The sequence below is a fragment of the Lyngbya sp. CCY1209 genome (assembly GCF_055795065.1).
In genome coordinates this window covers 1-25898 of sequence record NZ_JAYFER010000271.1, presented here as the reverse complement: position 1 = coordinate 25898, position 25898 = coordinate 1, and the positions used below count along the sequence as shown (strand labels likewise).

Sequence of the window (25898 nt, the reverse complement as noted above, 5' to 3'; positions counted from 1 at the left end):
CGGCTAAAGCCGCCGTGTCGCTTTTCCACTCCGCTCTAAAGAGACGGAGCTATCAAGCTCCCGAACTCTTTTCGTATGGGCTTTGTTTCTCTGTCGTGTGGGATACAACTTGAGGGCGGGTCCGTCCCGTTACAATAGACCAGAGTTTGGCAAAATTTGCGAGGAGGTCCCGTTGAGCAACCCGGCGGATGCGATCGCGCGATCAAAACTAATCCATCCCATCGAGTGGGACGAACAATCCCCATCCCAGACGATTTCCGAACCGACATTTTATTATTTCGCCTACGGTTCTTGTATGTGTCCGGTGGACTTGCAGCGAACCCTCGGCGAACCCACCCACGCTTACGTCATCGGGCCGGCAATTTTGCGGGGCTACCGGTTGGGTTTTTACCGCCGTTCCCGACGTCGCAACTGCGGCGCGTTGGATGTGGTCAGAGATCCCCATTCCCATGTAGAAGGAGTATTGTATCAGTTGCCCTGGCGGTTGAGCGATCGCCTCGACAAGCGGGAAGAGGTGAAAATCGACCCCCAGCGGAACGTCCACGTCGGGGGGTATCGCCCGGAAATCATCGAAGTTCACGCCGGTGGCAAGCATTACAAAAACGTGCGAACCTACATGGTGATCGAGAAACTTCCGGAGGAACTGGCCCCGAACGACTGGTATTTTAACGTCGTGTTGCGGGGCGCCGTCACCTGCGGTCTGACCCAGGAATATTGCTGGAAATTATTCGAGCATATGCACAGTTTGCAGCGGCGACAATTGCAAGTGAGTCGCCCGCCCGTCACCCATTTTTCTCGAATTTCCTGATTCTTTTTGCTGATATCTAATCCCGAGAATCAACGGGAAAACATCTGCGGGAATGGATGTCGGGGGAGATGGGAGAATGTTTTTTCCTTATCGCAGGTATCGCGATCGCGTGTTTACCGTTCTGGAAAAAGGGAAAAACCTCGAAACCCTTATCCCCCCCTTCCTCTTCCCCACCGAGCACCGAGCACCGAGCACACCCCAGCGCGCAGCGCTATACCCGTGACACATTGTCCTTTTTTCCTCCCGACTCCCGACTCCCGATTCCCCGCGTCCGGCGCTCAAAAATCGTTGACTTCGGCGATCATATCGAGGCTGGTTTTGGAGCCGTTGTTGGTGGGTTTCACCAGTTCCCTCAAGTACAAGTTTCCCTCTTCATATTGGAGGTAGAACAGCCATTTTGAAGTCGGTTCGATGTCTACGGTATAGATGTTGAGTCGCGTTCCTTTGACCCGTTTGAGGCGGCTGACGGGAAAGTATTTTTTCTGGTAAGATTCCGGATCTTGCAGTTCTGCCAGGGCCTCCAAAAATTTAAGTTTGAGCGCTTCGGGCAACATTTTGCACGCTTGGCGGATCACGCCGCGATCGTCAACCAATCGGGGAACCTGTGATATCATAATCAACTCTACCTTTCTACCTTATGATTTGGGGGATAAGGACGTTTCGATCAGGGTGCGATAGATGGAATCGCCGACCCGCTTGTAAGCCACCGCCGCTTCCCGGCTTTCGACCACATCAAATAGGGTAATTAACAGGCGATCGCAGAGCGGATCTTCGTCAATGGTTAAAATAACACGGAGGTAATAGTTGACGATAAATGAGTAGAGGGAGGAGCCGTAATTGTTTCTCAAATCAAACTGAAAAAATTGGTGCAGTCGCCGTTCTCGAAAACCTTTTTCGGTCAACAGTAACGGAACCCAGCGCTCGACTTCATCGGTGATAATTGACTGTTCAGGCCCGCTAAATCGAGCCAGACTGCGATTGAAATCCTCAGTTGATTCAAACACAATTTCCATAGAAATACCCCTTCAAAAGGATGCGATCGCCACGTTTATCAACTGTTCAGTAAGGCCAGGTCGTAATCAGAAACACCACCGTCGCCGCCAGGGCCAGCAGTCCTTGGAAGATATTTCCCAACACCGTCCCCACGAAGATCCCGATCGCCGCTTTAGCCGCCAGCCGAATTCGCTCCCCCAGAGGCAATTCCCGGCGGTAGAGAAACTCCCCCACCCAGGCCCCCACCAGCGGCCCGATTAACAGTCCCAACAGCGGGCCCCCGAAGGGCAAAGCCGGCAGCAGCCCGAAAAAACCCAGCAGCAGCCCCACAATCGCCCCGATCTGGCCCCAGCGACTCGCCCCGGCCTGTCGGGCACCGAGATAGGCACTCAGGAAATCCACCCCCACACTCAGCAACAACACCGCGATCGCCACCCCCAGGGGCCACCCCATACCGGCGAACCCAGCCAGGAACGCCCAGACCAAAACCGCCCCCACGATCAGACTCGACCCCGGAAGCCCCGGAACCACCGCCCCGACGACCCCCACGACCATGACCAGCACCAGTATCCAGTAAAGTATTAATAACATCCCAATCCCCGTTAAATGTCGGCAGCCTCAGTTTTTTGGGAACTCTCCGGCCCGAGGCGGGTCAAAGTATCCGCCAACTTATCGGCGATGCCCTCGATCCAAATTTCATCCTGTTTCGTGTAGCTGCGGGGGGCGTTGGCGCCCAAAATCAAAACCCCGCGCGAACCCACCGGCTGACAGATAATCCCCTGAGTATTTTCCGGCAGATAGTCGAACTCCACCCGCCCCGGATACAGAGCCAAATTCACCAGGTAGACGGGCTTACCTTTCTCCAGCACCCGCCGCACGATCGCCCCCGGTTCCACCCGCTCATTTTCCCCCAAAATCCCCCGCCGCAGCAAAACTTGCGAATCCCACCACACCACCAGCGATCGCGTCGCCGTATTGCTCAACAGCAGGTGAGACGCCCAGGCCAGCTCCGTTTTCGCCACCTCCGGCAAATCCGCCTTCAACTCGAAGCCCTGCCGGCCCTTCAACTGCACCGCCTCCGGTCGGACTGGTCGAATTTGCTGCCACAGCAAGGTGGTCAAAATCAACACAGCACTCAAAATCACCCCCAAGGCATCCGAGCGGGCTTGGGAGTCCAAAACCTGGGGGGTCAGCACCCGATTGACCAGCAGCAGCACCCCCCCCAAACTACCGACGCAGAGGGGCAGGAGTCGCAGCACCCGGTTAGAATCGACCTCAGCCATCTTTAATCCACGTTTGACAACCCACCGCCAGATCCCATCAACCCACCTCGGGGGGGTCGATGATGCGCTGGAACAGATACCCCGTCCCCCGGGCCGTCAAAATCAACTCCGGGTTGCTGGGGTCTTCCTCCAGCTTGGCTCTCAGCCGGGAAATGTGGACATCCACCACCCGGGTATCCACGTGGCGCTCGGGGGTGTAGCCCCAAACCTCCTGCAAGATCTCCGAGCGGGAGAACGGCTCTCCGGAGCGGCTCACCAGCAATTCCAGGAGGCTGAACTCCATGCCGGTGAGGCGGATGCGCTCGTCCCCCTTGTAAACTTGGCGCTTGTTCGTATCGATGCGGATGCTGGCGATGTGGATCACTCCCGAACTGGGAATACCCGAACCGCCATCTTTGTCGATACGGCGGAGGACCGAGCGGATGCGGGCCTCCAATTCCTTGGGCGAAAAGGGTTTCACCACATAATCGTCAGCGCCCAACTCCAACCCCGTGATGCGATCGGCCACATCTCCGAGGGCGGTGAGCATGATGATCGGGATGTCGGACTCTTTCCGCAATTCCTGACACACCCCGTATCCGTCGAGTTTCGGCATCATCACGTCCAAAACCACCAGGTCGGGGTCCATCTCTCGAAAGGTTTCCAACGCCTCCTCTCCGTCGGCTGCCGTCACCACGTCGTAACCGATCATGGACAGGCGGGTTTCTAAAATCCGGCGGATGCTGGCCTCGTCATCGACGACTAAAATTCTTTCCTTATGGTTTTCCAATTGACTTCAACACTCCCTCAACGACATTCGGTTACAGTTCTGATCGTGCAACAGTTGGTGCGATCGCCCTCTAACCTGGAAGGGTGCGAGCCACCGCCTCGGCAGGCGACCCCCGTTGTTGCGTGTTAAATTTGGCAAAGCTGCGTCTTCGTTTACCTTATCAGAAAATTGGGTCTAAGACCTCGCCCGAACGCAGGGTGACTTTTCGATCGGATGTGTTCGACTCCGCTCCCTGCGACTGACACTCCCTTCGACTCGGCTCCGGGTCAACCTTTCGACTGCGCTCAACGTTGAGGGACTCGATGTCCCGAAATTTGACCGACTCGGAGCCTTGGACTCTTTACAGAGTCGGTGCTCAACTCACAAAATGACCCAGAAAGCCTACCGATATCGATTCTACCTGAGCACCGAGCTCCGAAAACTTGTTGTGGAGGACTTTGGGTTGTGTCCGCCTAGTATACAACAAGGCGTTGGCACAGAACCCCTTGACACTCCACGGGTCGAAACTCTGGGCGTTCTGGCGATCTGCCCCAATTTGATCACAACCACACCGAGATTTGGCGATCGCAGCCAAGAAATACGTTAACGTAAAGGGAAGCTTCGGCAACCTATTAGAGGCGACTTAACTACGCCTGTGAGAGCCTTTTGTCTGATTCCCGAATCTCCGTCGCTGTCTTCGCGGAGAGTGTCAAAACCTATTATTGTAAGCAATGGCAAAGCCGCGAACGCTTTTTATTTGTCAGGAGTGCGGAGCCGAGTTTTCCCAATTTTTTGGACGCTGCTCCAACTGCCACGCCTGGAACTCCTTGAAAGAAGAGGTCGAACAGTCTGTACCCCCATCCATGCAGCGGTTTAGTTGGAGTACCCTCGGCGAAGAAGGGGCCGCCGTTCTATCGTCGGGAAAGAGTGCGACGGAGGGAGAACCCCGGGCATCTTTCAAACTGTCTCAAATTTCCGACCAGACCCAATCGAGGATGCCCTCCGGCTACGGGGAGTTGGATCGCGTCCTTGGGGGTGGCATCGTCCCGGGTTCCCTGGTGCTGATCGGGGGCGAACCGGGCATCGGCAAATCGACGCTGCTGTTACAAGTTGCCAACAGTTTATCCCAAAAGTCGCGGGTTTTGTACGTCTCGGCGGAGGAGTCGGGGCAGCAGGTGAAATTGCGGGCTCAGCGGTTGGAAGTCGGGGAAAACGGCGGGGACGGGGAAGAAACGGAGGCTGAATCCGACAACCATCACCCCCCGGAACCCGCCGAACCCGTTACCGTCGATCCGTTTACTCAGGAGTTGCGGAACCAGCAGGAGGGCAACGGAAATGCCGCGCATCCTTCCCCGGAACCGTCTCCGCCGGTGGAAAATGGGAAACAGTCCCCAAATTCACACCCCCCCGAAATCGTGGAACCGGATCTGTTTTTGTTGCCGGAAACGGATTTGGAGGTGATTTTGCGGGAGTTGGAGTCCCTTAAACCCACCCTCGCCATCATCGACAGCATCCAAACCATTTATTTTGCCAGCCTCACCTCGGCGCCCGGTTCGGTGGCTCAGGTGCGGGAGTGTACGTCGGCTCTGATGCAGGTGGCGAAGCGGGAGAATATCACCCTGCTGATCGTGGGCCACGTCACCAAGGACGGGGCGCTGGCCGGTCCCCGGGTGCTGGAGCATTTGGTGGATACGGTGTTATATTTCGAGGGCGATCGCTTCGCCTCCCACCGCCTGCTGCGATCGATGAAAAATCGCTTCGGCGCCACCCACGAGATCGGCGTGTTTGAAATGGTCGCCCACGGGTTGCAGGAGGTGGTCAACCCCTCGGAGTTGTTTTTGGGCAACCGGGACGAGTTTTCGCCGGGAACCTCCACCATCGTCTCGATGGAGGGAACTCGTCCCATTGTCGTCGAAATTCAAGCTCTGGTGAGTCCGGCCAGCTACGGCTCGGCACGGCGGGCAACGACGGGGGTGGACAGCAGCCGCCTGCTGCAAATTCTGGCGGTTTTGGAGAAGCGGGTGGGGATTCCCCTGTCCAAATTAGATGCGATCGTCGCTTCCGTGGGGGGGTTGAAAGTGGACGAACCGGCGGCGGATTTGGGGGTGGCGATCGCGATCGTGGCCAGCTTCCGCGATCGCGTCGTCGATCCGCGCACCATCCTGATCGGCGAAGTCGGCCTGGGCGGCCAGGTGCGCCCGGTGTCCCAACTGGAATTGCGGCTGCGGGAGGCGGCGAAATTGGGCTTCAAACGGGCGATCGTCCCCAAGGGACAAAAACCGGGCGACCTGGGAATGCAGATCCTCCCCGTCGCCAAGGTCATCGACGCCATCATCGCCTCCATCCCTTCCCATCCCCCCAGCGTCCCCCAGGATGAGGACGACGACGATATCGGATTTTAGGGGCACAGGGGCAGGGGAGGCAGGGAATAGGGAATAGGGAATAGGGAATAGGGAATAGGGAATAGGGAATAGGGAATAGGGAGGGAGCCGAGGGAGCACAGGAGGCGACCGGAGGCGACCGGAGGCGACCGGAGGCAAGCTTATATAGCAACCGCCAGAACGGTTAGGACAGATCTACCCATTTTAGACCCGCCTTGAAATGAATTTCAAGGCTCACAGCAAAAGTCCACGCAAGCGTGGACTCGGTTGGAGCATAACTGTGTAACTAACCACCTTGTCAATCGCTCTAGTCAGTCAGATCAAGTCCGTTCCCGACTCCCGACTCCCTAATACCGACTCCCGACTCCCTAATTCCTGAGTTCCGGCGGTGGCTGCACGGGGATCTGAATCCAAAATTCGCACCCCGAGCCGACTTCGGAGAGACATTTGAGGACGCCGCCGTGTTTTTCCACCACGATGCGGTAGCTGATCGAGAGTCCGAGTCCCGTGCCTTTCCCCACGGGTTTGGTCGTGAAGAACGGGTCGAACAGGCGGTTTTTTACCTCTTCGTTGATTCCCGGGCCGTTGTCTTTGATGCGGATCAACACCTGGTCGGGTTGGGAGGCGGGGGGTTTCGGGGTGGCTTGGGTTTCGAGCCCCTCGGCGGGCCAACCGTGGGAGGGAAGGGAGACGAGGTTGGCCGGGGTTTCGCCGGAGACGACTTCGGTGGTGATGGTGATGGTGCGCGGGTCTGGTTGGTTGTCCAGGGCGTCGATCGCGTTACTGAGAATATTCATGAACACCTGGTTGAGCTGTCCGGCGTAACATTCCACCTTGGGCAGTTGCCCGTATTCTTTGACCAGTTGGATGCCGGAATGGCTGCCTTTTGCCTTCAGGCGGTTTTGCAGGATCAGCAGGGTGCTGTCGATGCCCTCGTGGATGTCCACCGGCTTCATTTCCGCCTCGTCCAGGCGGGAGAAGTTCCGCAGGGAGACGACGATCTGGCGGATGCGATCGGCCCCCATTTCCATCGAGGACAGGATCTTCGGCAGATCTTCCACCAGGAAATCGAGGTCGATTTCGTCGATCCGCTCCCGGATCACCTCCTTCGGTTCCGGGTACTCCTCCTGGTAGAGTTCCACCAGGTCGAGAAGATCCTGGGTGTAGTCCCGGGCGTAGGTGAGGTTGCCGTAGATGAAGTTGACGGGGTTGTTGATTTCGTGGGCCACCCCCGCCACCATCTGCCCCAAACTCGACATTTTTTCGCTCTGGATGAGTTGGGATTCTTTTTGCTGGAGGTCCTGCAGGGCCTCGCTGAGGTGGAAGGCCTGGGTCTGGGCAGCCAGGGCGGCAGCCCGGGTTTGGGCGTAGAGTTCCGCCTGGTCGATCGCGATCGCCAACTGGTCCACCACCGCCCGCAGCAGCTCCACGTCGCTGGCCATCCAATCCCGGGGGTGGTGGTACTGGTTGCACACCACCGCCCCCCGCTGCCCAGACCGCGTTTCCAAGGGCAGCAGGATCTCGGAGGAAATGCCCGCCTCGCCCAAAAATACCCGGGTCATCTCGTCGATCACCGTCGTGTTCTTGAGGTCGTTGACCTGGACAGTTTCGCGGTTGTTAATTCTAGTCGCCAGCCAGCCGATTTTTTCGGGGGGATAGTCTTCCAACACCTCCGAGAGGTTCGGATCTCGGGCTTCGTGGGTGATGGCGAAGTTGGGTTGGTCGGGGTGGGTGGGCAGGTACCAGAGGAAGTGGCACTGGTCGATCTGCAGCACGCTGCGGATCTCGTTCACCGCCGTCCCCAGAATGGTGTCGATATCGAGGGAATTGCGAATTTGGTTAGCCAGCCGGAACAGCAGGGCCTCCCGGCGGCTCTGCAATTCTTCCCGGGCCCGGACGCGGTCGATGCCCACCGCGATCGCGTTAGCGATCCAGCCCAGGACGTCCCGGACTTGGGGAGACAGGGGGGCGGCGCTGCAGATCGCCATCATCCCCATCAACCGCCCCTCCACCACCAGCGGCAGTTCCAGGGTTGGGGAGGAGGTTTCGCAACCCCCCTGACAGGGGGAGGCGGATGGGGGCGCCGCGGGGGGGTCGGGGGCTCTCAGGGTGCTGATTCCCTCGGATGCCTGCCGTTCGAGTTGGTTGGTGTGGGGGTCGAGGGTCCACATGGACACCCCATCGACCCGCAGATATTGAGCCATCGCCTTGGCGCAGCGGTTGAGGATGGCGGAGATGGTGCCGCCGTGTCCGAGGGCCTTGCCGACTTCCGCCTCCAACAGGGACAGGTGCGATCGCTCCAACAGGGCATCCTCGGCCTGTTTGCGCTCGGTGACGTCCCGGGAGATGGAGACGATTTCCTGGATGCGGCCCGTTTCCGGGTCGCGGAGGCTGTGGGAGGTGGTTTCAAACCAGATGAACGTGCCGTCGCGTCGCCGCACCCGGTAGCTGACCGTATCCACGTCGGAGGTGTCGAGCAGGATTTGGTGGGATTCTTTGATGCGATCGATGTCGTCCGGGTGGAAAAACTCGTAGGCCGAACGTCCCACCAGTTCTTCCGGTTCGTAGCCCAGCAGGGCCCGGGAGGCCGGGGAAGCGTACCGGTAAATCCCCTCCGCGTCGTGCCGGGAAATCAAGTCCGTGGCGTGGTCGGCCAGGAGGCGGTAGCGGGCCTCGCTCTCCCGCAGGGCATCTTCCGAGAGTTTGCGCTCGGTGATGTCGGTCTGGATGCCGATGTAGTGGGTGAGCCGCCCCCGGGAGTCGAGGACGGGGGAGATAGCCAGCTCGTTCCAGAAGGGAGTGCCGTCCTTGCGGTAATTTTTCAACGTCACCTGACACCCCCGGTTTCGGCTGAGGGACTCCCGGATCTCGGCGATCGCCCCCGGATCGGTGTCGGGCCCCTGGAGAAAGCGGCAGTTGCGCCCGATCACTTCGGCCTTGCGATATCCGGTCAGCCGCTCGAAGGCCGCGTTGCAGTAGATGATCGGGGCGTCATCGGCCGTTTTCTCGGAAATGACGATGCCGTTGGGGCTGGCCGCCATCGCCCGTTCGAGCAGGCGCAGCATCTCTTCGGACTGCTTGCGGTTGGTGATGTCGATGCCGCTGCCCAGGATGTAGCGCAGGGAACCGTCCGGGTTGACGATGGCGCTGTTGGACCAGGCGATCAGGTGGGAGGAACCGTCGGTGCCGCTCCAGCAATTCTCGCACTGTTTGGGAAATTGGGCGACGCCGAGTTGGAGCCTGTTCTGGCCGTTGCGCCGTTTGGGCGGCTCGTCGAACTCGACGGCTTCCAACCCCCAGTCGAACACCTCCCACTCTTGGCTAAAGATGGAGAGTCCCAAATCCTGGAGGTAGAGCCCCTCGACTTCGGCGGCCCGATAGCCCGTCAGTTGTTCGCAGCTTTGGTTGAATCTCACGATCCGGCCTTGGGGGTCGATCACCACCACCAGGGCGCTGATGGTGTCCAAGACACCGTTGACGAAGTCCCGTTCCTGGCGGACGACATCCCAAATTTGTTTCCGTTCTCGGATGATGGTTTCGAGCCGGCCCAATTTGCCCTGCAGGTTGATCAGTTGCCGGTGACAGTCGATCTGGCCGATCGCTTGGCGGGCGAGGGTTTGCAGGGCGAGGATTTCCTCGGCGGCGGGGTGCCGGGGGCGGTAATCCATCAGGGAGAGCATCCCGACCTGGAAGCCCCGGGGGGTGACGATGGGAATCCCCAGGTAAAATGCGATCGCCGGGTCGGCCTGGGCGAGGGGGTGGGTGGCGAGCTGTCGGTTTTCCCCCACGTCTTTGACGACGATGGGTTCGGGAACCGGCCGGCCGCCGTCGGCGTTTTTTTGGTCGCCGGCGGGAGGTTGATTGAGGCGCGCGGCCCGGGCGCAAAAATCCAAATACCCGTCCGCGTCCCCCGACAAGCCCGTTTGCGCTTTCAACCACTGGTGCGAAGTGTCTATGAAACTGATCAGGGCGATGGGCGCTCGGGCGATGTGGGCGGCCAGGCGAGTTAAATCGTTGAACGAGATGTCGGGCTCGGTACCGACGATTTGAGAGAGAACTCGACCATCGAGTCTGGACATAGTTTTACCTGAAATTGTACTGTCATGGAGCAATTCCCCGGCTGAGGGGATCGACTGGCACCAATTGGGTTCCGCGTCAAATCGGTGGGGTTTCTTTTCGCGCTCCCTCAATTGCTGGGGGAACCGCAGGACATCTACATCGCTTTTTAACTCGCCGGCGATCTCAAATGACTGGCCCGCAGTCTAAAGTTCGTACCGCAAGGGTCTTTCATTCAATCTTAACAAAGTGGAGGACCGGACTTTCCCAATTTTGGCTGGACTTTCAATTTTTGACCGGACTTTACAGTGTGAATGGGTCCCACCCCTCCCGAACGGGCTGGAGATGGCTCGGGGCGACAATGGGAATGGGGATGTCGCCGCTCTCAAGAGAATAAAAATTTGTTAATTTTTCTGACGAGTTTTAACCGGATTTTGGGGACTGAATCGAACCGGGGTCTTCGATCGCAGGAAATGTGCAACGAAACTCGAAGGTTTGTTCCCGGGCGAGTCGATTTTGCCCCGCCGACGGAGGGGAGCGCCATTCTTGATTTTTGCCCGTTGAAATTGACAGTAATTCGACGATTTTTGTGAGTCGCCGCGATCGCCCGAACGGATCGAATTCGGCCGGACGACGGGTGCCTTTGGCCCCCGAATGACTCCGAGCCGACCGGAATGGTCAACCGTCGATCGACGGGATGGGAGGGGTTCAATTGACGGCCATTTAAAGATGATACCGATGGCGGGGTCGTTGGTTTTCGCTCGGAGGATGCCGAAACGAGAATCTCGCATCAAAAGTTTACAGTTTGCACGGGTCGATAAGAGGTTCTGACATCGATCTACACTAAGAGTAGAACTCAATTGTGAGTCCGAGCGGGCTGCGTCACGGAGGGAAACTCAATCGATGTCTGTCAATCAAAGTTTACAACCGACCGTCCTGGCCGTAGACGACAGTACGGTAATGCAGGGTTTGGTCAAACAAGCCCTCGCCGACACCTACAAAGTTCTGGTCGCTGACAATGCCGTGGACGCGCTGTCCATTATCTATCACAACAAGGTTTCCGTCTTGTTGTTGGACGTGTCCATGCCGGGGATAGACGGCCTGGAACTGTGCCGGACTATCCGCAGCATCCCCCAATTTCAAGCCCTGCCAATTATCATGCTCACGGCCCGGGACGGCGCCTTCGACAAAGTCCAGGGGCGGCTGGCGGGGGCGACCGAATATCTGACCAAACCCTTCGACACCGAACAGTTGTGCCAGACGATCGCATCGGTTTTGAATGTCAAAAAATAATCCTCGCCGGGGAGAAATTAACATTTGACGGCATTCAACAGCAGGGCCGCGATCGCCCCCACCGGCAGAATGTAGCGGGCGGCTCCCAGGGCGATCGCCTCCCGGGGCATCCCGAATACCACGCAGGACCCCTCATCCTGGGCCACCGTCACCCCGCCTGACAGGGCGATGGCGGCCATGCCGTCCGCCCCGTCCCGGCCCATGCCCGTGAGCAGCACCCCCAGGCAGTGACTCCCGTAAAACTGGGCGACGGAATTGAATGTCACCGTGATCGAGGGCCGGTGTCCCCCCAGCGGCGGCGCGGAAGAGTAGAAAAACCGGCCGTGGCGATCGAATTCCAGGTGTCGCCCTTCCGGGGCAAAATAGACCGTTCCCCCTCGGGGCAGTTCCCCGGCCCGGGCAATTTGCACCGACAGGGAACATTGAGAATCCAACCAACTCACCAACCCCTGCAAAAAGCCCTCGCTGATATGCTGCACGCAGAGAATGGGGACGGGAAACCGAGACGGAAACTGGGTCAAAATCGTATGCAGCGCCTGGGGACCCCCCGTCGAAGCCCCGATGGCTACCACCCGGACGTGATTCGATCGCAGTTCCGATGCCCTCGGGGTCAGAGAAATTCCGGCATTCGCACCCCTCGAAACCGGGGTGGTGCTCCGGTGAGGGGACTTGGGCTCCGATGCCGGATCGGCGGCGGTTCTCGGCACGGTGGCTAGGCGGCCGTCCCGCCGGTGTTTGGTAAAGACTTTCACCCCCGCCAGAACTTTAATTTTGCGGATCAGTTCCTGTCCGGCGCCTTCATAATCCGAAGCCAGACCGGTTTTCGGCTTCGGAAACACGTCCACGGCCCCCGCATTCAACAGTTGAAACACGTTGTAAGTGTCCTCCGCCTGCACCGAGGCGCTGATCACCAGAATCGGCTTCGGAAACTTCGCCATCACTTCCCGGGTGAACTCCAAACCGTCCATCTGGGGCATATGCAGGTCCGTACAAATCACGTCGGGCTGCACTTGGGGAATCAACGCCAGGGCCTCGGTCCCGCTGCGGGCCGTCGCGACGACGGCGATCTCCTTGGAAGTCGCCAAAATTCGTTTGAGAATGATCAGGGCAACTGGTGAATCCTCCACCAGCACGACGCGAATGGCCATAGGATTGAGAGTCAGTGGATTGAAAAAGTCAAAAGTCACGCATTCAAAAGTCAAAAGTATTACCCCTTGAGAAGAGAGAAACTTTGTCCTCATTTCTCACTGCTCATTCCTCGGATCATGTCCGAACAAATAGTTTTTGTAAAAACTATTGTTGTGATTCGACAATCAGAAATCGAGATGATCACTGACGATCCGAACCGGTGCGCCCGGCGCGATCGGGGCCTGGAATCGGCCCGGAACAGCTTTCAAACCAATCGACTCAGGGTTTGCAACAAGATGTCTTGATTGAAAGATCCCTTGGTGATGTAAGCATTGGCGCCCGCTTGTGCCCCCCGTCGCTTGTCCTCGTCGGAGGCCAAAGAAGTGACCAAAATGATCGGCAACTCGCTGTACTCCCGATGCTCGCGAATTTTCGCCGTCAACCCGAAGCCGTCCAAGTTGGGCATCTGCACGTCCGAGATCACCGCGTCGAAGGGCCGGCTTTTGAGCTTGTTGAATCCGTCGAGTCCGTCCACCGCCGTCACTACCTCGTAGCCCGCCGCCTCCAAAATGCGCTTTTCTTGGGTGCGGGTGGCGATCGAATCTTCCACCAGCAGGATGACCGACTTGCGATCGCGATCGCCGTCTGACTCCCGGGACGCCACCGCCGCCACCGAAGCCGAAGACCCCCACCGCTTTCGCACCGAACGGATCAGATCCTGGGGATTCAACACCATGCAGACTTCCCCGGTGCCGAGAATCGTCGCGCCGGCCACATTTCGCACCCGCCGCAACAGTTGGCTTTGGGGCTTGAGAACGACATCTTGTTCGTCGATGAGGGCATCCACAAATAAACCCAATCGCTCTTCTCCCATTCTTAAAATGATACAAGATCGGGATTCTCGGGTCCCAAATGGATTCTGACTCGCCGGGGAGAGACTCTGCCCCCAAATGGGCAAATAATTGTCCCGAGGGCGCTCCCGCGACAATTTCGGGTTTCCACCGCCCCCCGCTGCCCTCGCCTCCCGATGCCGATCGCCCATTTCCCGGACACCGGGCCTCAATTCCAGCAATTCCGACAGGGGCATCACGGAAACCGGCTGGTCTTCAAACAAGATCGTATCTTGCCCCTCGATCGCGAAAATGCTCTCATCGTCCACCAGTTGCGTGGTTTGGACGAACTCCACCGGCATGGCATAGGAAATCCCGTCCACCGCCACGAGCAGGACGTGGGCTGTCGCCAGGGTCGTCCCCAATTGAATACGGAACGCGCACCCCCGCCCCGCCGTCGAGTCCACCCGGATCGACCCCTTGAGCCGTTCCACATTGGTGCGAACCACATCCATCCCCACACCCCGCCCGGAAACTTCCGTCACGAAACTGCGGGTGGAAAAACCGGGGGTGAAAATCAAAGCCTGAATTTGAGTCGGAGTCATTCCCGGCAGTTCTTCGGGCTGGCAGATCCCCCGTTTGACGGCCGTCCGTTTGATCTGTTCGAGATCCAACCCCCGGCCGTCGTCGCTCACCTCGATGATGACGCTGGTGGCGGTCTGGTAGCCGCTCAAGCGGATAATCGCCGTAGCCGGCTTTCCCCGTCGCTCCCGAACGTCCGGGGATTCGATACCGTGATCGACGGCATTCCGCAAAATGTGCATCAGGGGATCTTTCATCTCCTCCAGAATCCGCTTGTCGGCCCGGGTTTGCCCCCCTTCGACGACCAACTCCACCTGCTTGCCCTGCTCCCGTGCCAGATCCCGCACCATGCGGGGAAACAGGTTGAAGATCGTGGACAGGGGCAACAGCCGCAGGGTGCGGATGCCCTCTTCGAGTTCGTCGGAAATCAGCTCCAGGCGAGCCATGTCCTCGTAGATGGAGCTCCGCAACTGGTTGACCATCCGGCCGAAGCGGTCGAGGCGGTCGATGGACCGCTGGTGGTAGCTCTGCAGTTGCCCCATTACCCCGTTGCCGCCGGGGGAACCGTCGCGGGAGTCGAGGTCGTGGAGGGCGAACCGGTTGATGAAGGCGTCCCGACTCCACTCTTCCCACAAATTGGTCAGTTCTTCGATTTCGGCCAGCCGGTGGGCGATGCGGGTTTTGGTGACGGTCAGCTCCCCGGTTTGGGTCATCAGCCCGTCCAGGTTGCGGGTCGCCACCCGGATGGTTTCGATTTTGTAGGTGGGGGCTCGGTGGGGGATGACAGTTTCCGGGGGGACGGGAGTTGCCGGGGGGGAAGGTTCCGGGGAGGTGCCGTCCTCCCCTTCCCCCACTTCCCCCGCTTCCTCCACTTCCCCCACTTCCTCCACTTCCTCCGCTTCCTCCGCTTCCTCCGCTTCCTCCGCTTCGGGCTCCTTCGCCCCCATCAGGTTGGCCAGGACGTAAAAGGTGTTGACCCCGGAGGGTTCCCCGGTGACGGCTTCCGCCACCAATTTGCGGAGGGCGTCGAGTCCCTGAAACAGGCGATCGCTCACTTCGGGGGAAAACTCGGTTTCGCCACGGTTGAGGCCCCCCAAGATGTGTTCGATTTGGTGGGCGAGGGTCGAGACATCTTTGACCCCCAACATTCCGGCATCTCCTTTCAAGCTGTGGGCTTCCCGCAACAATTCCTCCAGCTTTTCGGTGTCGCCGGGGTTTTTCTCCAGGTGCAAAAAGCCGTCGTCGAGGTTTTGCAAATGTTCCTCGCTGGCCACTTTGAAAACTTCCCGGAGTTCGTCATCTTCGATCATGGTTTGTCCCTCGGTGCAAAGTTGGGGAGAATTGATAATTAACAATTATCGACGAATTTTCTATTTCCCTTTTCCGGTCGGCTCACACCAGATTTTTGAGATTCTGGGCGGTTTCATTGAGTTGTCGGGTGCCGATTTTACTTTGAGCCAGACCGTTGGCCGTTTCGTGGGCGGCGGTGTTGAGGTTGTTCATGGCGTCGATGACCTGTTCGATCGCGATCGCCTGCTGTTTGGCATTTAGGGAAATCTGCTGTATATTGACGGCGACATCGTTGATGGCGTTGACGATTTTTTCGACGGCCTTCGTCCCCTCCTCGGTGACGATGACGGTGGAGTTGGTGGCATTTTGAATATCCGCGATCAGGGAGCCGATTTTCTCGGCCGACTTGCGACTCTGATCGGCCAATTTGCGGATTTCGCTGGCAACCACCCCAAATCCTTTGCCGTGTTCCCCGGCCCGCACGGCTTCCACGGAAGCATTCAAAGCCAGCATATTTGTCTGATTCGCCAAATCGCTCACCAGGTTAGTAATATTATAAATCTGGCCGAGATTCTCGCTCAAACGCAAGATTTGCCCCTGAACCTGCCCCATTTTTTCGCGCAAACTGGGCGTGTCGTCGAAGCTGCCGTCCCGGCGATCGCTCCCGGCCAATTCCAGAACCTGGCGGGCCCCGCTAGAGGCGGCGGAAGCCTGGTCGGCGGACTGGCGGGAGGACGCCCCCAACTCGTCCATGCTGGTGGTGGTCTGATTCACGGAGGCGGCCTGCTGGACGGCGACCCGCTCCTGCTGTTCGATGGTGGTAGAAATTTCCGTCGCCGCCAGGGCGATATTGGTGGCCTCCTGGGTGATCCTTTGGATGATGGTGGTGATGATCCAGACACCCAAACCGATCGAAATGACGACCGCCACGCCGATGCTGCCCCAAACCACCCACACCAGGTTATTCAGGGCTTGGGTCTGGGCGGTTTTTCGCTGGGTGACGAGCATCAATTCCCGGGTTCTGAACTCTTCGAGCAAGTCGAAAATGGTTTCGGCGATTTCCACTCCGACACCCCCGCTCTGCCACACTTGTCGGGCTTCGTCAAGATTTCCCTGGTCTACCAATTCGACCACACCATCGTGAAATTCTCTGAGCTCCTCGACTTGTCGCTTCACTTCCTGAAAAGTCCGGGCTTGTTCTTCGTTCTCGATGATCGATTCCAAGAGCGGGACGACATTCTGATATTCATTTTGAGCCTGTCTCAAAGCCTTGCGGGAGGCGGGGTTTGTGTCGAGGAGGTAGCCCCGGAAGCTCTGGGACATGAGCTGGACGTCCAACGCCAGATCCGCGATATTTTCGGCAATTTTACGGGATTGAGTCAGCTCGTCCGCCTCCTGTCGGACGCGCCCGACGTTGAGCGTCACCACCGTGGCGCTGACGATCATCAGTATGATGGGGATGCTGTACCCCCCCCAAATCCAATACCTCAAGCGTTGAAAAATAAGCATGGTTCCGACTCTCCACTTTGACTTTGAAAAACTGCAATCAACCGAAGATGCTACTCCGGAAAAAAACAATTAATAATTATTAATTATAAATGATCAATTCATTCATCGGCCTCCCTCCGCAACCGCCCGACGTTAGCCGTGACCACCGTGGCGCTGACAATCATCCGTATGATGGGGATGCTGTATTCCCTCAAAATCCCATACCTCAAGCGTTTAAAAATAAGCATGGTTATGACCCTTCAGTGGATTTCAAAAAACTGAAATCCACTGAAGATGCTACTTCGGGAAAAAACAATCAATAATTGTTGATTCAAATGATGGATTGCAGCTCGGCGGCGATCGCTTTAAGCTGTTGCATTCCACTCTTGGTCTGTCCGATGCCGTTGGCTGTTTCGGTGGCTCCCTGTTTGAGGGCGGTCATGGCTTCGAGGACTTGGCTAATGGCGAGGGCTTGTTGCTTGATATTCAGGGAAATTTGTTGGTTGTTGATCACCACTTCGTTGACGGCATCGGTGACGCCGGAAAAGGCGGCGGCGGTTTTTTGAGCCATATCCACCCCCGAGCGCACGGTTTTCGTCCCCTCTTCCGTCACCATCACGGTGGAGTTGATCGCCGTCTGGATATCCGCCACCAGAGTGCCGATTTTTTGCGCCGATTTCTGGCTCTCGTCGGCTAACTTGCGGATCTCGGTGGCGACCACCCCGAAGCCCCGGCCGTGTTCCCCGGCCCGCACAGCCTCCACGGCCGCATTCAGGGCCAACATATTGGTCTGGTTAGCCAGGTCGGCGACCAGTTGGGAGATATTGCCGATCTGGTTGGTCTGTTCGCTGAGGCGGACGATTTGGCGGGCGATCGCATCCACTTTGTCTTGCAGGGCCCCCATGCCATCGAGGGTGCTGTCCACGGCTTGCTGGCCGCTCTCGGAAAGGCTAAGGGCCTGTTTTGCACCGGTGAGGGCCGCGTCGGCCTGTTCGGTCGCCGCCGTCGAGGAGGCCCCGAGTTCGTCCATCGTGGAGGTGGTTTCGCTCACCGCCGCCGCCTGCTGGGTGGCAACCCGTTCGTGTTCCTCCGTGGCCACCGCAATTTCGTTGGAACTGTCGGAAATGGCTTTGATCGTCTGTTTGAAGGTATTGGCGACGGACTGGCTGAGGAAATAGCCGAAGGGAGAGGCGACCACCACCGCCGCCAGAACCAACAATCCGAACAACAACAGGGTTTCGTTCAAAACCGCCCGGGCCCGCTGGCGTTCGAGTTCCGCCACCTGAAGCTGCAGGTTGATGAGGTCTTGAATTTTGTCGGTGAGGGGGTCAATTACATCATACAAAGCCCCGTCGAAAGCGGCTAATTGGTCGGAGTTTCCCGCTTGTAAGGCTTGCCGGAGCCGCTCGATCTGGATCTGGGCCGGAGCGAATAACCGCTCAATGTCTGTAGCGAGGGCTTTTTCCTGGGGGGTCAGGTCTGTTCCGAGATAGGCGTCCCAATTTTGCTCAATTTCGACCAGGGCTGCATTGATGGAATTCAAGGCGGCATCGGTGCTGATGATGCCGGCATCCGCCTTGTTGACGGCATCGATAACCAAGACGGCGTAGGCGTCGGAAATGGTTTTGAGCTGTTGCAGGGGGACGACGCGATCGTCGTAAATCGTGCCGATGCGGGAATCGATCCGCCAGAAAGAAAAGACGGAATAGCCACTGACGATCACGAGCACTGCGGCGGGAATCAGAAAAAAACCGCAGTAGAGTTTGGTACTTAATTTTTTCATCATTGTCGGAACCGTTGCTCTCATCGGGTGGACTTGACGCGCCCGCAAAATCCCGCCAATTTTGACGGCTGGAAACTTCGGAACTGCGGATTGCGATGTTCAATCAAAGTTTGATGGGATGGGGATTGAAGGGTGAATCGTTTCAGGAATTTTTTAGATTTGGACGGCGATCGGATTCACCCTTTCTGCGGGCGGTCGATATGGATTCAAACTTCTTCATCGACGATCAAAGTGCCCTGGGCGAGAATTTTTTCGAGATCTAACAAACTCATCATGCGATCGCGGTAAACGGCCGTCCCCCGCAAGTATTCGTCTTGGATGGACCGGAGAGCCGCCGGGACGGACCGGATCGAGGCCCGGTTGAGGTAGGCGACGTCGAAAATATCGTTCACCGTCACCCCTGTCACCAAGTCATTCATTTTGACGATCGCGGCTTTTTTGGAATGGCCGTCGCCGTCCATCGGCAGGCCCAAAGTCCCCCGAATGTCGATGAGGGTGACGATTTCCCCCCGCAAGTTCATGTTTCCCACGATATGCGGTGGCGTACAGGGGACGGGAGTGATATTGTGGATGTCGGTAAATTCGCGGATCATCGACAGGGAGACCCCGAAATATTCGCCGTTCAATCCGATCACGGCCAGCGGCATCAGACCGGCTAATTCTTCTCCCCGGGTTTTCCGCCTCAAATTTTGGGCGCGATCGCGAAAAATTTGCCGCTCTTCCGGGGTCGCGTCCGGACAAAAAACGGGGAGTTCGTGACCTTTGAGGGGTTCAAATTCGGGGGCGCGGGGGCGCTCTTCCACGTCCGATTCCGACTGCGATTCAGTTTCGAGGTCGGAGTCCGCCATCGCATCCCGAAAGGATTCGGGATCGAAGAGCATCACGATATCATCTTCAATTTTGGCATATCCGGCGATGGTGCGGCCGCTCTTTTCGGGTTGGGGTTCGGGCCGGAATCGGGCGGTCAAATTTTCGGACAGATCGGCGACAATTTCCCCCGGAGAAATCATCTGGACTTCGCAAACTTCGTTCACGAGGATTCCGAACCGCGATCCGGGGGTTTTGAGGACGATCACCGCATCGTGAATCGAATAGGAATTTGGCGGATATCCGAACCGGATATTCGGGTCGATGACGGGCAGCAAATCCCCCCGCAAATTCAGCACCCCCACCACCTCCGGGGGGGCTTCGACGATGGGGGTGAGTGAGGGTAAGGAAAAAATTTCCTGGACGGAAAAGGCTTCGACGGCGTAAGTCAATCCCCCCAATTGAAAAATCAGATATGGTTTGCTTTCCATGGTCAACTCGTCGGGTCAAAAGGAATAGCGGTTCAATTTTTGATGCAGGTAAGTGGTCAACTCGGCGACGGTAATTTGTCCCAAATATTCCACCGGCGCATCCGACGGCAACAGTTTCAGCAGGGCGAGGGTCGTCGCGTACACTTTTTTGGCTTTGATCCAATTTCCTTCCCGCTCGTACAGGGAGGCTAGTTCCAGGTGCGCGGAAATGGACGGGGGCGAGATGTCGGACAAATAGATAATTCTTTTTGACAAAATTTTTGCCCCTTCAAAATCCCCTTTTTCTTCGGCAATTTGCAGTAGCAAATAGTAGGGTTGGATGGAAAGGGAATCAATTTCCAGCGCTTTTTGGCAGTGATGGGTTGCTTTGTCGTACTCTCCGAGGTTGGCGTGAATTTCCGCCATCAGGTAGTGGGCTTCAAAATTTTGGGGGTCGTCCGCCGCGAACTGCCGAACTTTTTTGAGGGCTTCATTGTAAGCTTTTTGGCTCACGAGTCGCCGCGCTTCTTGCAGGATCCGGTGGATAGCGATCGCCCGTTCTTCCGAGGTGGAATTCGGGACGGCGGGCGGGGCGACGATGGAGAGGGGGGAGATCGGGGACTCCGACCCGGCGGCTCTCCGGGAGAATCGGCTCCGGTTGGGAGCGGGATAACTCAGTTCCGGTGGCGGTGGGGATGGGAGGTGGGGGCCCGGAAGGGGGGCGGTCTGAGAAAAGCTGATGGTCGCCGATTTGGGCCGCCGATAAACCAGCGATTCGGGAAAAACCGCCGGTTGAAACTCGTCGAGAATCGACCCCTGCAGTTCGGCGTGGGCCGTCATCAGATACCCGCCCGGTTTGAGGGACTGATAAAATTTTCTCAACACCTGAATGATATACGGTTTCTCGAAATAAACGAACACATTTCGACATAAAATTAAATCGACCTCGCCGAAATTCTTGAGCGCATTCGCGCAATTATCGCCCACCAGGTTCAGCCGGAAAAAGGTGACGGAGCGTTGGATTTTGGGGTCGATCTGCCAAGATGACCCCTTGGCATGGAAATAGTCCCGCTGCACGGAGGGATCGACCATCCGAAAAGACCAGGGGCTGTAGAGTCCCTGGCGGGCTCGTCGCAGGGCGACTTCGTTGACGTCGGTGCCGATAATTTGGATCTGCCAGGTGTCCCAGTCGGGGAGCAACTGTCGCAGGAGAATCGAGAGGGAGTAGGGTTCTTCTCCGGTGGAACACCCGGCACTCCAGAGCCGCAGAATTTGGCTCGATCGCCGCGCTTCGATCAGTTCGGGGAGCAGCACCTCTCGCAGGAGCTTGAACTGGCCGCGATCGCGAAAAAAGTAGGTTTCCGTCGTCGTCAGCAGCGGCATGAGTTCGGCCCACTCCGTCCGGCTTTCCGTGTCGTCGGCCAGGAGCAGGTAGTAGTATTCCTGCAGACTCGAAAGGTGCCGCTCATACACCCGAGTCCAAATTTTTTGGGAGAAGTTCCCGTAATCCTGGGGCCGGACGTGCAGGCCCGTGGTGAGGGCGACCAGTTGGATGAGCTGTTGAACGATCGTGGAAGTCATGATAATTGTTTCAAGAAAGCAGGGTGGGCGATCGTCACATGGCCGAGTCCGAGGTCGAGATTGAAACAATCCCGAAGGGATGTTGCGACGGTGCCGGACGGAGTGGAGGGGGGAACTCTGAGTCTATTATTGGGGTCGGCGGTAGATGCGATAAAATTCCACAGCCCCCACCCAGGCGGGCGGAGGTGACGGTGCTATGATCCGTCCGAAGGAAAATTGCGACGAGAAAGCGACTTCTCTACAGATAGCATTTTATTGCCCCCCGAGGCTTGAGGAGGGCGAAAATACGGCCCATTTGAGGGGAATGGGCGTCCGGAAAGGCGCGGCGGCCGATGGGTCGGCCGAATTGGAACGGAACGGGAGAGATTGTTTCATCATCCCTCCCGAAGTTCTTTAAGCCGGATAAATCCGCAGGCGGCGGTTGGGTTCCTCGCCGAAACTGTTGGATTTCAGGCGGTAATGTTCCACGAGTTCGTGCTGCATTTTGCGGACTTTGGGCGATCGCGGCAGCAGTTCCACCGGCTGGCCCTTGGGGATGACGATCTGTTCGACCGCGAGTCGGGCCTCTTCGAGGGCTTCCAACTCGTCGGAAGAGCCGCCGGAGGTAAATAGGCTCAGGTCGGGCACTTCGGGGGTGCTCGGATCGTCCATGTGCAGCAGCCGCCGCAGGGCGCGGGCGATTTGCGGGGGGTTGCCGGATTTGATGGTGTGGATGGGGACGTGGCGGGTTTTCGCCATCTGCCGCAGTTTGGACTGGTTGCGGACGTGCGATCGCAGGGCCAGAACCACGTCGGCATCGTCGATGTCCTTCGTGACCGCCACGGGCAGGGTCAGGGTGCGGATCACCTGTTCGATCTGGTGGCGGGCGATGGCGTAGGGGTAGACGTGCAGGGGCAGATCCTCCCCGTCGGGGCCCCGTTCGGAGGCCAAAGCGAGTCCCCCGCCGCCAACGGACCCGGCCAGGGAGGCGTCGAGCAGTTGCTCGAAGTCCTGGGCAGCGGCGGAAGCGGGAGCTGACGGTGACGGAACCGGGGTCATTTTCCCCGACCCCCGCAACCCCCGCAGGCCGGGGGCGCTCAGGGGGGTGACGGTTTCGGCCGGGGCCAGGGCTGGGGGGGCATTTCGGGAGGCAGGGGGGCTGTACCGTTCCTGGGTGACGGTGACGTTGCCGTGATCGTCCATCTCCCGCACCTGCAAGGTGGGCTGCATCCCCCGCAGTAGGCCGTCCACCGTGGCCGAGACGCACTCGTGTACCACCCAGCGCTCCCGTTCGAGCATCTCAACGGCGATGTCGAAGGTGGGGGGCGCCTTGCGCTCCAGGACGGTTTTCTGGGAGCCCCGCCGTCGGGCCTCGTCGTCCCCGAGGGTGACGGCTTGTATTCCCCCGATCAGATCTGCTAAAGTGGGGTTTTTCATCAGGTTTTCGATGCGGTTGCCGTGGGCCGTGCCGACGAGCTGCACGCCGCGCTCGGAAATGGTGCGGGCGGCCAGGGCTTCGAGTTCCGTGCCGATCTCGTCGATGACGATTACTTCCGGCATATGGTTTTCCACCGCCTCGATCATCACCTGGTGTTGCAGTTCCGGGCGGGCGACCTGCATCCGGCGGGCGCGGCCGATGGCGGGGTGGGGGATGTCGCCGTCGCCGGCAATTTCGTTGGAGGTGTCGATGATCACCACCCGCTTATCGAGTTCGTCGGCTAGAACCCGGGCGATCTCCCGCAGGGCGGTGGTTTTGCCGACGCCGGGACGCCCGAGCATCAAGATCGAGCCGCCGGTTTCCACCAGGTCCCGGATCATGCCGATTTTGCCGAACACGGCCCGGCCCACCCGGCAGGTGAGGCCGATGACTTTTCCGGTGCGGTTGCGGATGGCGCTGATGCGGTGCAGGGTCTGTTCGATGCCGGCCCGGTTGTCGCCGCTGAAGTCGCCGATGCGCGAGGTGCAGTGGCTCAGGTCATCCCAGGTGACGGGGCGATCGCAGAGGTATTCCGCGTGGGAGGGGAAGCGGGCCTCCGGGCGACGACCTAAATCCATGACTATTTCGATCAGGCGCTCTCGTTCGGGGTGGCGGATCAGGTTTTGGCGGACGCTGGGGGGGACGATTTCGAGTAATCTGTTAAGGTCGTCTGTGATCTGCATACTTTCAACGATGAAGTGTTCAACGAATGCATCAGTTGGGGCGATCGCATTCGACCGCCCCCATCTCAAAACCCCTTGAGTTGGGAAACGAGGGAATGGGCCAGACCGACGGCTTTCCACAACCGATCGGGGTGGGCTTCGAGTTGACTGAGCGTTGAGGGATCGGGGGGATTGGGCATCCCGTGAATGGTTGTGGGCATGAATTCGACGGATTCTAACAGGGGGGAAAGGAGCGATCGCGCGTAGCTGCCGTAGGCGACCCCCGCCACCGTGGGAAACGGGGATGGGGGCAGGAGGTTTTCTGATCGCAGTTTGGCGACGGTGTAATCGTTCGTACCCCCGGCGAGCTGGACGTACCCCGGCAACCGGGCTTCGAGAACCCGCCGCCCCAGTCGGACGGCGGCGAGGGTGGTCCCCCGGCCGATGTCCCCGCTCATGGGCCGGCCGTCGGTCTGCCAGATCGGGACGGTGTCCGGGGGCAGGGGGGAGAGGATCTGATAGAGGGTCCGCAGGTATTCGAGCAGGTTCGGGCCGTCGGGACAGCTAACGGCGATCGCCTTGAGTCGGTGCGCCTGCGGTCGAATCCGCTCCCAGAGCCGGCGGAAGTCGGCTTCCCGCCCGATTTGGGTGTGAATTTCGATCGCGTCCGCCCCGGTTTGGAACACCAGGGGGGCGACGGCCTCCGGGGTGGAGACGTAGGAGCGGGTCTGGATCAGATCGGCCGGACAGACGGGGAGGCAGCGCCCGCAACCGTAGCAGAGGCGGTCGATCACGCCGCTTTCGATGTCCGAAAATGCGATCGCCCCCGCCGGACAGATGGTTTCGCAGGGGCGGGGACAGTTCGGGGGGCAGGCGGTGGCGTCGAATTCTGCCTTGCGGAAGTGGGGATCTTCGCCGTCGTTGAGGCTGACCATCAGCCAAGGCCGTTGTCGATAGCCGAAACCCCGCTCTCGGGCCTGTTCTCCGAGGCGATCGGCGATCGCCAAACCGTCCCGGGCCGCGGCGATTACGGCGGGATCGGCTGCGACATCGATGCAGTCCGCCCCGGCGAGGGTGTAGGCCAGGGTGAGGCTGCGAACCGACGGCAGATGTTGGTAACTGGCTCCGCAAATGAGTTTGAACCAGCGACCGGTTCGGAGTGAGTTGAGCGGGGAATCGGTAATGATCACATTGTCTATGGTGACACAGTTCCGGCGTCGGTGCATGGGGGACTTAAGCTGCCGCGATCGCTTCTTTCAGGGGTTTCCAGCGAAACGAGCGGGCTCCCCCCATTTCGATGGCAACTTTGACCCGAGGCTCCAGGCTCGGCAGGCGGCTGAGAAAGTCCACCTCTTGGGAGGACAAAATTTGACCTTCGAGAATCCACAGCACCAACCCTTTGGAGTCGGGGGGCAGGTGTTGCAACTGGTACGTCACCACCGGGGGCACGTAGTAGATATCTCCCACCGCCGCGCTGTTGCCACTGCTTTTTTTGCCCAGGTGGGCCGGCCGCACGCCGTGGACCCCCAGCAGGTAGGCCGCCAAGTCACCCAGTCCCCGCGCCGACAGGCTGTAGGTGGTGTATCCCGCAGCCCGCAGGCGGCGGAAGTAGCGCCCCTCAAATCCGCCTTCGAGGGGGACGTACAGGGCTAGGGCGCCCTGGGATTCCAAGTCTCGAATCAGCTTCCCACCCGTTGTTATCAATGCCATAGGTTTAACTGGTGCCTCGTTCCTAAACGCTTGTCCTTAAAATGTATCAGAATATCGGCTGCGGGGTGGGGGGTGAGGAGAAGAAAAAAGGGCTCTCGGACCCCCGCCGGCTTTCTATTCCCCCAACTTTGGGGAGGCGAACTCCGGCGCGATCGCACGAAAACTGATATAATTTAAGGTTGGTGTCGCTATGGGTCGGGGCGTGAAACCGGATGCCACCCCGCCGGATTTCTCCGCGTTTTAAAACCCCTCGAAAATCCGTCAATCGATGCCCTCGATTTTGAGTTGGGTGGAATTTTCTATCTCCATTTTTGGGGGCGATTTTGGGGGGTTTCCGTTTCGTTTTTTTGCCCGTTTTTCCCTTCGCTGTTAAATCGCCACGAAAGGCGGCGGCGAGAACCGATCGCCGAAATTGGTCTAACAGGAATGCGATCGCTTCCCATTCCCCTTTATAGCAACGAGCGCTCACGTAGTTACAGTTGAAATGGGGTCAGAAATTTTCAAACCCTTATAGAAAAGCCGTTTCAGTTTCCGACTCCCGACTCCCGA

Annotated in this window: 19 protein-coding genes and 1 pseudogene; 4 read left to right on the top strand and 16 right to left on the bottom strand. The window is 58.4% G+C overall.

From position 1 onward, the window contains the following. Window positions 1–172: 172 nt before the first annotated feature. On the top strand, window positions 173–808 hold the full coding sequence (locus AC0QHF_RS07735; RefSeq protein ID WP_473113615.1) for a gamma-glutamylcyclotransferase: 636 nt from the start codon (window positions 173–175) through the stop codon (window positions 806–808). A 278-nt stretch (window positions 809–1086) separates the two neighbouring features. Here AC0QHF_RS07735 and AC0QHF_RS07730 read toward each other — a convergent pair whose 3' ends face one another. From AC0QHF_RS07730 to rpaB, 5 genes are read right to left on the bottom strand one after another with little or no spacing between them, the layout of a single operon-like run. Further along, complete coding sequence (locus AC0QHF_RS07730; RefSeq protein WP_324703624.1) at window positions 1087–1422, bottom strand: hypothetical protein; 336 nt, start codon at window positions 1420–1422, stop codon at window positions 1087–1089. A 21-nt stretch (window positions 1423–1443) separates the two neighbouring features. Continuing rightward, the gene (locus tag AC0QHF_RS07725; RefSeq protein WP_324703623.1) at window positions 1444–1821 is read right to left on the bottom strand and encodes a hypothetical protein; all 378 of its coding nucleotides are present in this window, start codon (window positions 1819–1821) and stop codon (window positions 1444–1446) included. A 46-nt stretch (window positions 1822–1867) separates the two neighbouring features. Next, window positions 1868–2392 (bottom strand): DUF456 domain-containing protein, encoded by a 525-nt coding sequence (locus AC0QHF_RS07720; protein ID WP_324703622.1) that lies wholly within the window; start codon window positions 2390–2392, stop codon window positions 1868–1870. Window positions 2393–2403: 11 nt separating this feature from the next. Then, on the bottom strand, window positions 2404–3084 hold the full coding sequence (locus tag AC0QHF_RS07715; RefSeq protein ID WP_324703621.1) for a cofactor assembly of complex C subunit B: 681 nt from the start codon (window positions 3082–3084) through the stop codon (window positions 2404–2406). A gap of 37 nt (window positions 3085–3121) precedes the next feature. Then, the gene (rpaB, locus tag AC0QHF_RS07710) at window positions 3122–3853 is read right to left on the bottom strand and encodes a response regulator transcription factor RpaB (protein WP_324703620.1); all 732 of its coding nucleotides are present in this window, start codon (window positions 3851–3853) and stop codon (window positions 3122–3124) included. A gap of 367 nt (window positions 3854–4220) precedes the next feature. Between rpaB and AC0QHF_RS07705 the strand changes: the two are divergent. Both AC0QHF_RS07705 and radA read left to right on the top strand, forming a co-directional pair. Further along, window positions 4221–4326 (top strand): annotated as a pseudogene (locus AC0QHF_RS07705) (helix-turn-helix domain-containing protein); the annotation flags it as partial. A 237-nt stretch (window positions 4327–4563) separates the two neighbouring features. Then, window positions 4564–6234, top strand: coding sequence for a DNA repair protein RadA (gene radA, locus AC0QHF_RS07700; protein WP_324703618.1), 1671 nt, complete (start codon window positions 4564–4566; stop codon window positions 6232–6234). A gap of 347 nt (window positions 6235–6581) precedes the next feature. On the opposite strand, the gene AC0QHF_RS07695 is transcribed toward radA, so the two are convergent. After that, window positions 6582–10292, bottom strand: a complete 3711-nt coding sequence (locus tag AC0QHF_RS07695; RefSeq protein ID WP_324703617.1) for a PAS domain S-box protein — start codon at window positions 10290–10292, stop codon at window positions 6582–6584. Between the two features lie 880 nt (window positions 10293–11172). Here AC0QHF_RS07695 and AC0QHF_RS07690 point away from each other — a divergent pair. After that, a complete protein-coding gene (locus AC0QHF_RS07690) occupies window positions 11173–11562 on the top strand; it encodes a response regulator (protein WP_324703616.1) in 390 nt (129 codons plus the stop codon). Between the two features lie 17 nt (window positions 11563–11579). On the opposite strand, the gene cheB is transcribed toward AC0QHF_RS07690, so the two are convergent. From cheB to ndhN, 10 genes are all read right to left on the bottom strand, one after another. Then, on the bottom strand, window positions 11580–12710 hold the full coding sequence (gene cheB / locus AC0QHF_RS07685) for a chemotaxis-specific protein-glutamate methyltransferase CheB (RefSeq protein ID WP_324703615.1): 1131 nt from the start codon (window positions 12708–12710) through the stop codon (window positions 11580–11582). Window positions 12711–12955: 245 nt separating this feature from the next. After that, entirely contained in the window at window positions 12956–15412 is a 2457-nt protein-coding gene (locus AC0QHF_RS07680; RefSeq protein ID WP_324703614.1) for a hybrid sensor histidine kinase/response regulator, read from the bottom strand. Between the two features lie 82 nt (window positions 15413–15494). Then, window positions 15495–16901 (bottom strand): methyl-accepting chemotaxis protein, encoded by a 1407-nt coding sequence (locus AC0QHF_RS07675; protein ID WP_324703613.1) that lies wholly within the window; start codon window positions 16899–16901, stop codon window positions 15495–15497. Window positions 16902–16999: 98 nt separating this feature from the next. Beyond that, a complete protein-coding gene (locus AC0QHF_RS07670; RefSeq protein ID WP_324703612.1) occupies window positions 17000–17128 on the bottom strand; it encodes a hypothetical protein in 129 nt (42 codons plus the stop codon). 83 nt (window positions 17129–17211) lie between these two features. After that, window positions 17212–18666 carry a HAMP domain-containing methyl-accepting chemotaxis protein gene (locus AC0QHF_RS07665; RefSeq protein WP_324703611.1) on the bottom strand — a complete coding sequence of 485 codons (1455 nt, stop codon included), beginning with the start codon at window positions 18664–18666 and terminating at the stop codon, window positions 17212–17214. 203 nt (window positions 18667–18869) lie between these two features. Beyond that, a complete protein-coding gene (locus AC0QHF_RS07660; RefSeq protein WP_324703610.1) occupies window positions 18870–19961 on the bottom strand; it encodes a chemotaxis protein CheW in 1092 nt (363 codons plus the stop codon). Between the two features lie 15 nt (window positions 19962–19976). Then, window positions 19977–21521: a CheR family methyltransferase gene (locus AC0QHF_RS07655; RefSeq protein WP_324703609.1), complete on the bottom strand. Its 1545-nt coding sequence runs from the start codon at window positions 21519–21521 to the stop codon at window positions 19977–19979. A 393-nt stretch (window positions 21522–21914) separates the two neighbouring features. Beyond that, on the bottom strand, window positions 21915–23660 hold the full coding sequence (locus AC0QHF_RS07650) for a R3H domain-containing nucleic acid-binding protein (protein WP_324703608.1): 1746 nt from the start codon (window positions 23658–23660) through the stop codon (window positions 21915–21917). A gap of 65 nt (window positions 23661–23725) precedes the next feature. Then, the gene (gene ldpA, locus AC0QHF_RS07645; RefSeq protein WP_324703607.1) at window positions 23726–24829 is read right to left on the bottom strand and encodes a circadian clock protein LdpA; all 1104 of its coding nucleotides are present in this window, start codon (window positions 24827–24829) and stop codon (window positions 23726–23728) included. 43 nt (window positions 24830–24872) lie between these two features. Then, window positions 24873–25349 carry an NAD(P)H-quinone oxidoreductase subunit N gene (ndhN, locus tag AC0QHF_RS07640; RefSeq protein ID WP_324703606.1) on the bottom strand — a complete coding sequence of 159 codons (477 nt, stop codon included), beginning with the start codon at window positions 25347–25349 and terminating at the stop codon, window positions 24873–24875. Window positions 25350–25898 lie beyond the last annotated feature (549 nt).

Bases quoted from the DNA above. Each gene is read 5' to 3' on its own strand.
- AC0QHF_RS07670 (WP_324703612.1), bottom strand. From the start codon at position 17,128: ATGCTTATTTTTAAACGCTTGAGGTATGGGATTTTGAGGGAATACAGC.
- AC0QHF_RS07675 (WP_324703613.1), bottom strand. From the start codon at position 16,901: ATGCTTATTTTTCAACGCTTGAGGTATTGGATTTGGGGGGGGTACAGC.
- AC0QHF_RS07715 (WP_324703621.1), bottom strand. From the start codon at position 3,084: ATGGCTGAGGTCGATTCTAACCGGGTGCTGCGACTCCTGCCCCTCTGC.
- AC0QHF_RS07680 (WP_324703614.1), bottom strand. From the start codon at position 15,412: ATGATCGAAGATGACGAACTCCGGGAAGTTTTCAAAGTGGCCAGCGAG.
- AC0QHF_RS07655 (WP_324703609.1), bottom strand. From the start codon at position 21,521: ATGACTTCCACGATCGTTCAACAGCTCATCCAACTGGTCGCCCTCACC.
- AC0QHF_RS07725 (WP_324703623.1), bottom strand. From the start codon at position 1,821: ATGGAAATTGTGTTTGAATCAACTGAGGATTTCAATCGCAGTCTGGCT.
- AC0QHF_RS07650 (WP_324703608.1), bottom strand. From the start codon at position 23,660: ATGCAGATCACAGACGACCTTAACAGATTACTCGAAATCGTCCCCCCC.
- cheB (WP_324703615.1), bottom strand. From the start codon at position 12,710: ATGGCCATTCGCGTCGTGCTGGTGGAGGATTCACCAGTTGCCCTGATC.
- AC0QHF_RS07665 (WP_324703611.1), bottom strand. From the start codon at position 18,666: ATGATGAAAAAATTAAGTACCAAACTCTACTGCGGTTTTTTTCTGATT.
- AC0QHF_RS07695 (WP_324703617.1), bottom strand. From the start codon at position 10,292: ATGTCCAGACTCGATGGTCGAGTTCTCTCTCAAATCGTCGGTACCGAG.
- AC0QHF_RS07660 (WP_324703610.1), bottom strand. From the start codon at position 19,961: ATGGAAAGCAAACCATATCTGATTTTTCAATTGGGGGGATTGACTTAC.
- ndhN (WP_324703606.1), bottom strand. From the start codon at position 25,349: ATGGCATTGATAACAACGGGTGGGAAGCTGATTCGAGACTTGGAATCC.
- AC0QHF_RS07690 (WP_324703616.1), top strand. From the start codon at position 11,173: ATGTCTGTCAATCAAAGTTTACAACCGACCGTCCTGGCCGTAGACGAC.
- AC0QHF_RS07720 (WP_324703622.1), bottom strand. From the start codon at position 2,392: ATGTTATTAATACTTTACTGGATACTGGTGCTGGTCATGGTCGTGGGG.
- AC0QHF_RS07730 (WP_324703624.1), bottom strand. From the start codon at position 1,422: ATGATATCACAGGTTCCCCGATTGGTTGACGATCGCGGCGTGATCCGC.
- radA (WP_324703618.1), top strand. From the start codon at position 4,564: ATGGCAAAGCCGCGAACGCTTTTTATTTGTCAGGAGTGCGGAGCCGAG.